Here is a 4,359-nt window from a genome sequence, read left to right as displayed (position 1 = left end):
TGTCGGGCGGCGAAGCGCAGCGCATCAAGCTGGCCACCGAGCTGCAGCGCGCCCAGCGCGGCGATGCGCTGTACGTGCTGGACGAACCCACCACCGGCCTGCACCCTGCCGACGTCGACCGCCTGATGGCCCAGCTGCAGCAATTGGTGGAGGCCGGCAACACCGTGGTGCTGGTGGAACACGACCTGCGCGTGGTCGCCGCCTGCGACTGGGTGATCGACATGGGCCCGGGTGGCGGCGACCAGGGCGGGCGCATCGTGGCCGCCGGCACGCCGGCCGAGGTGGCCGCGGCCAAGGGCAGCCGCACCGGGCCGTACCTGCAGCGCTTGCTTAAGATGGCCACGACCCCATCTGCATGACCATCATGAGACTGTTGATCGCCCTCCTCCTGCCCTGGCTCACCTTCTTCACCATCGGCCGACCGATCGCCGGCATCATCTGCCTGATCCTGCAGGTCACGCTGATCGGCTGGCTGCCCGCCACCATCTGGGCGGTGTATGCGCTGAGCCAGTACAAGACCGACCAGAAGATCGAGAGGGCGCTGGGCCAGCGGCGCTGACGACCGGGCTGGGCCATGCTCACCGCGCTGCGCGAGGCCGATGGCCGCAAGGTGCAGGCCGGCCATTGCCACCGGGTGCACGGGCCCTTCCGTTGCGTGGGCTGCGGCGCACCGGCGCTGCTGGTCAAGGGCGCCATCCGGGTGCACCACTTCCGCCATCAGGCGCAGCCCGGTGACTGCCTGCGCGGCTGGGGAGAGAGCGCGCAGCACCGCGATTGCAAGCAGGCCATCTTCGATGCGCTGCGCAGCGCCGAAGGCGTGGTCGAGGTGGAGCTGGAGAAGGACATCGGCAGCAACGTGGCCGATGTGTTCGCGCTGATCCGCGGCGTGCCGGTGGCCGTCGAGATCCAGCGCAGCGAGCTGCCGCTGGACGTGCTGGTCAGGCGCACGCTGGCCTACCACGCGCAGCAGGTGCATGTGCTGTGGGTGGCGCTGGCGGGCGAAGAGATCGCCTTCAGCCCCTACAGCCCCAAGGCCTGGGAGCGCTGGTGCCATGCGGTGTACGGCGGCCGGGTGTACTACTGGACCCAGGCCGACGAGCTGCAGCCGGTGCACTTCGACGCCCACTGGCTGCACACGCCCGCCTACACCACGCGCGATGAGCAAGGCCTGCCGCTGACGGTGGGCGGCCAGCCGCGTCGATCGAAGCGCTACCGCAACCCCAACCACGGCGCACGCGTGGCCATCAGCGCCGGCTTTCGGCCGGTGGTGCGGCGCGAATGGTCGGGCGGCACGGTGAACGTGCCGCGCTGCAGCCTGTACGTGGATGAGCAGCCGGCTTGGTGGAAGCCGGCTGAAGGGCCTGGCCCGGCTGCGGCGCTGGGTTAAGCCAGGCGCTGCTTCAACTCATTCCACACCGGGGCGAGGCGCCGGCGAAGCATCTTCTGCCTGGCGCGGTCGATCACCTGCCTGAACGGACCGGCATCCGCCGCTTGCCGGCGATGCTCGGCGATGGCTTGCCACAACGGCCCGGGAGCGAAGCCCGACCACACTGGCGGCACCGCCGTCAGCAGATTGGCATGGCACACCGGGGCCACCCAGTCGAACAGCACCGTCTCCACGTGCGCCAGCGGGAACTGCCTGGCCACGGCCGCGATGGCGTCGTAGTCCACCAGGTTATCGACGAACAGGTCGGACAGGGCCGCGCACAGCTCCTGGTCCGTCGGTGGCGCCGCCGCTGGATTCAACGGCTTGAGCCTCAGCCCGGCGCCTTGGGCGCCCAGCTCCAGTTCAGCAGCTCGGCGGTGCGCCGCACCACCCACACCGCCTCGTCGGCGCTCACCGTGTCAGGGCTGGCCTGCAGCCCACGCAGGCAGCGGTCCAGCACGATGTCTTCGGGCAGGTCTTCCTTGAACTGCAGCGTCTGCGCCTGGTCCACCAGCAAGGTGGCCAGGTCTTCGCACAGCTCGTAGCGGGCGGTGAGTTCCAGCCGCGGCAGGCTGGGCTTGCGGCCCGGCGCACTCTGGTACAGCGCGATGAACGATTCAGGGATGACGATCTGACTGCTGTCGTCCATGAAGCTCAACCTGCGGCGGCGGTGCTGCCGCCCAGCGCGGCGATGACCTCGGGCGGGGCCTGCACCAGCTCGATCAGCACGCCTTCACCGCCGATCGGAAACTCGTCGTTGCCCTTGGGGTGGATGAAGCAGATGTCGTAGCCCGCGGCGCCCTTGCGGATGCCGCCCGGCGCCAGGCGCACGCCGTTGGCGTTCATCCACTCGACGGCGCGCGGCAGGTCGTCCACCCACAGGCCCACATGGTTCAGCGGCGTGGCATGCACCGCCGGCTTCTTGTCCGGGTCCAGCGGCTGCATCAGGTCCACCTCCACCTTGTGCACGCCCTGCCCCAACGCGCAGATGTCTTCGTCGACGTTCTCGCGCTCGGAGCTGAACTGGCCGGTGACGGCCAGGCCCAGCGTGTCCACCCACAGGGCGCGCAGTTTCTGCTTGTCCAGCCCGCCGATGGCGATCTGCTGCAGGCCGAGGATGCGGAAGGGCTTGTCGGAGGTAGCCATGAATACTCAGCCTTGCGGGGCGGTGATGGGCAGGTCCAGCCGCGCCAGCAGTGCGCGGTCGGCGGTGGCGTCGGGGTTGCCGGTGACCAGCAGCTTGTCGCCGTAGAAGATGGAGTTGGCGCCGGCCATGAAGCACAGCGCCTGCACGCCGTCGTCCAGGCCGCGGCGGCCGGCCGACAGCCGCACGCGCGAGCGCGGCATGGTGATGCGCGCGGCGGCGATCACCCGCACCACCTCGAACGGATCGACCGGCTCGGCGTTTTCCAGCGGCGTTCCGGGCACGGCCACCAGCTGGTTCACCGGCACCGATTCCGGCGCCGGGTCAAGGCTGGCCAGCTGGGCGATCAGCCCGGCGCGCTGCAGCCGGGTTTCGCCCATGCCGACGATGCCGCCGCAGCACACCTTCAGGCCGGCGTCGCGCACATGGCCCAGCGTGTCCAGCCGGTCCTGATACTCGCGGGTGCGGATGATGTCGCCGTAGAAGTCGGGCGCGGTGTCCAGGTTGTGGTTGTAGTAGTCCAGGCCGGCCTCGGCCAGCGTGCCGGCCTGGCCGGGCGTGAGCATGCCCAGCGTGGCGCAGGCTTCCAGGCCCAGGGCCTTGACGCCGCGCACCAGCTCGCTCACCTTCTCGATGTCGCGGTCCTTGGGCGAGCGCCAGGCCGCGCCCATGCAAAAGCGCGCGGCACCGGCTTCCTTGGCGGCGCGGGCGGCTTCCATCACCGCGTCCACGTCCATCAGCTTGCCGGCTTCCACGCCGGTGTCGTAGTGCACCGACTGCGGGCAGTAGCCGCAGTCCTCCGGGCAGCCACCGGTCTTGACCGACAGCAGCGAGGCCAGCTCCACATCGCCCTGCGGGAAGTGCTGCGCATGCACCGCATGGGCGCGGTGCACCAGGGCCATGAACGGCAGTTCCATCAGCGCCAGCACGGCCTCGGCCGTCCAGGCGGGCGCGGCGGCCGCGGGTCTGGGGGCACGTGGTGCCACCCATTGCACCGCTTGTTCCACCACGTCGTTCATCTCACCAGCCGCCATGCAGCCCTCTCCTTGTCATTCACACGAAACGCACGATGGGTTGGTCGACCGACAGGCTCTCGCCCTTGGTGGCCAGCACCTCGGCCACCTCGCCGTCCTGCTGGGCGAAGAGGATGTTCTCCATCTTCATCGCCTCGATCACGGCCAGCTTCTCGCCGGCCAGCACCTTCTGCCCCACCGTCACCGGCACGTCGGCCAGCAGGCCGGGCATCGGCGCCAGCAGCAGCTTGCTGGTATCGGGGGGCGCTTTATACGGCATCATCCGGTGGAACTCGGCGCCGCGGGGCGTGAGCACCAAAGCATCGATGCGCGTGCCATGGTGGCTGATGCGCAGCGACAGGCCCAGCCGCTCCACCTGCGCGGTGAAGGCCTGGCCATTGCACTGGCCGGTGATGCGGATGTCGCGCAGCGTCCAGTCGGAGTGGAAGTCGTAGGACTTGCCGTCGACCTCCACCACGATCCCACCATTCAGCTTCACCTGCACCGGCACCTGCGTGTCCTTGCCCTGCCCGCCCTGGATCACCACCACGTAGTCTTCGCGCACCACGAAGCCGTGGCCGGGCATCTGGCCGCTGAGGCCCGCGGCGCGCATCAAGTAGCGCAGGTTCACCGCAGCGGCCAGCGCCACCAGGAACTTGGGGTCGTCGTGCTGCACGTCTTCGGCGCGGAAGCCGCCGGGAAACTGCTCGGCGATGAAGCCGGTGTTGAACTGGCCCGACACGAAGCGCGGATGCGCCAGCAGCGCCGCCTGGAAC

Annotated in this window: 7 protein-coding genes and 1 pseudogene; 3 read left to right on the top strand and 5 right to left on the bottom strand. The window is 69.6% G+C overall.

Annotated elements, in window-relative coordinates; genetic code table 11:
* From ABNT58_RS12635 to ABNT58_RS12625, 3 genes and pseudogenes are all read left to right on the top strand, one after another.
* Positions 1-359: pseudogene (locus ABNT58_RS12635) on the top strand (excinuclease ABC subunit A); the annotation flags it as partial.
* A 5-nt stretch (positions 360-364) separates the two neighbouring features.
* Complete coding sequence (locus tag ABNT58_RS12630) at positions 365-559, top strand: YqaE/Pmp3 family membrane protein (protein ID WP_348753827.1); 195 nt, start codon at positions 365-367, stop codon at positions 557-559.
* Positions 560-574: 15 nt separating this feature from the next.
* Positions 575-1,387 (top strand): competence protein CoiA family protein, encoded by an 813-nt coding sequence (locus tag ABNT58_RS12625; RefSeq protein ID WP_348753826.1) that lies wholly within the window; start codon positions 575-577, stop codon positions 1,385-1,387.
* Here the strand turns inward: ABNT58_RS12625 and ABNT58_RS12620 are convergent.
* The 5 genes from ABNT58_RS12620 to ABNT58_RS12600 all read right to left on the bottom strand — a co-directional run.
* Entirely contained in the window at positions 1,384-1,746 is a 363-nt protein-coding gene (locus ABNT58_RS12620) for a hypothetical protein (RefSeq protein ID WP_348753825.1), read from the bottom strand. The genes ABNT58_RS12625 and ABNT58_RS12620 overlap by 4 nt on opposite strands.
* Positions 1,747-1,757: 11 nt before the next feature.
* A complete protein-coding gene (locus tag ABNT58_RS12615; RefSeq protein WP_348753824.1) occupies positions 1,758-2,075 on the bottom strand; it encodes an ATPase with chaperone activity in 318 nt (105 codons plus the stop codon).
* Between the two features lie 5 nt (positions 2,076-2,080).
* Entirely contained in the window at positions 2,081-2,572 is a 492-nt protein-coding gene (locus ABNT58_RS12610) for a VOC family protein (protein WP_348753823.1), read from the bottom strand.
* A gap of 6 nt (positions 2,573-2,578) precedes the next feature.
* Positions 2,579-3,589 (bottom strand): biotin synthase BioB, encoded by a 1,011-nt coding sequence (bioB, locus tag ABNT58_RS12605; RefSeq protein WP_348753828.1) that lies wholly within the window; start codon positions 3,587-3,589, stop codon positions 2,579-2,581.
* Positions 3,590-3,623: 34 nt separating this feature from the next.
* Positions 3,624-4,359: biotin/lipoyl-containing protein (locus ABNT58_RS12600; RefSeq protein ID WP_348753822.1), on the bottom strand; the 736-nt coding region annotated here is incomplete at its 5' end.

It is taken from the genome of uncultured Aquincola sp. (genome assembly GCF_964001545.1).
Lineage (GTDB): Bacteria > Pseudomonadota > Gammaproteobacteria > Burkholderiales > Burkholderiaceae_C > Aquincola.
Note: the sequence above shows the minus strand (reverse complement) of the source record. Positions and strands in the feature narration are given on the sequence as shown.

Excerpts from the sequence above, each read along its gene's own strand:
- ABNT58_RS12630 (WP_348753827.1), top strand. The coding sequence starts at position 365 with ATGAGACTGTTGATCGCCCTCCTCCTGCCCTGGCTCACCTTCTTCACC.
- ABNT58_RS12625 (WP_348753826.1), top strand. The coding sequence starts at position 575 with ATGCTCACCGCGCTGCGCGAGGCCGATGGCCGCAAGGTGCAGGCCGGC.
- ABNT58_RS12615 (WP_348753824.1), bottom strand. The coding sequence starts at position 2,075 with ATGGACGACAGCAGTCAGATCGTCATCCCTGAATCGTTCATCGCGCTG.
- ABNT58_RS12610 (WP_348753823.1), bottom strand. The coding sequence starts at position 2,572 with ATGGCTACCTCCGACAAGCCCTTCCGCATCCTCGGCCTGCAGCAGATC.
- bioB (WP_348753828.1), bottom strand. The coding sequence starts at position 3,589 with ATGAACGACGTGGTGGAACAAGCGGTGCAATGGGTGGCACCACGTGCC.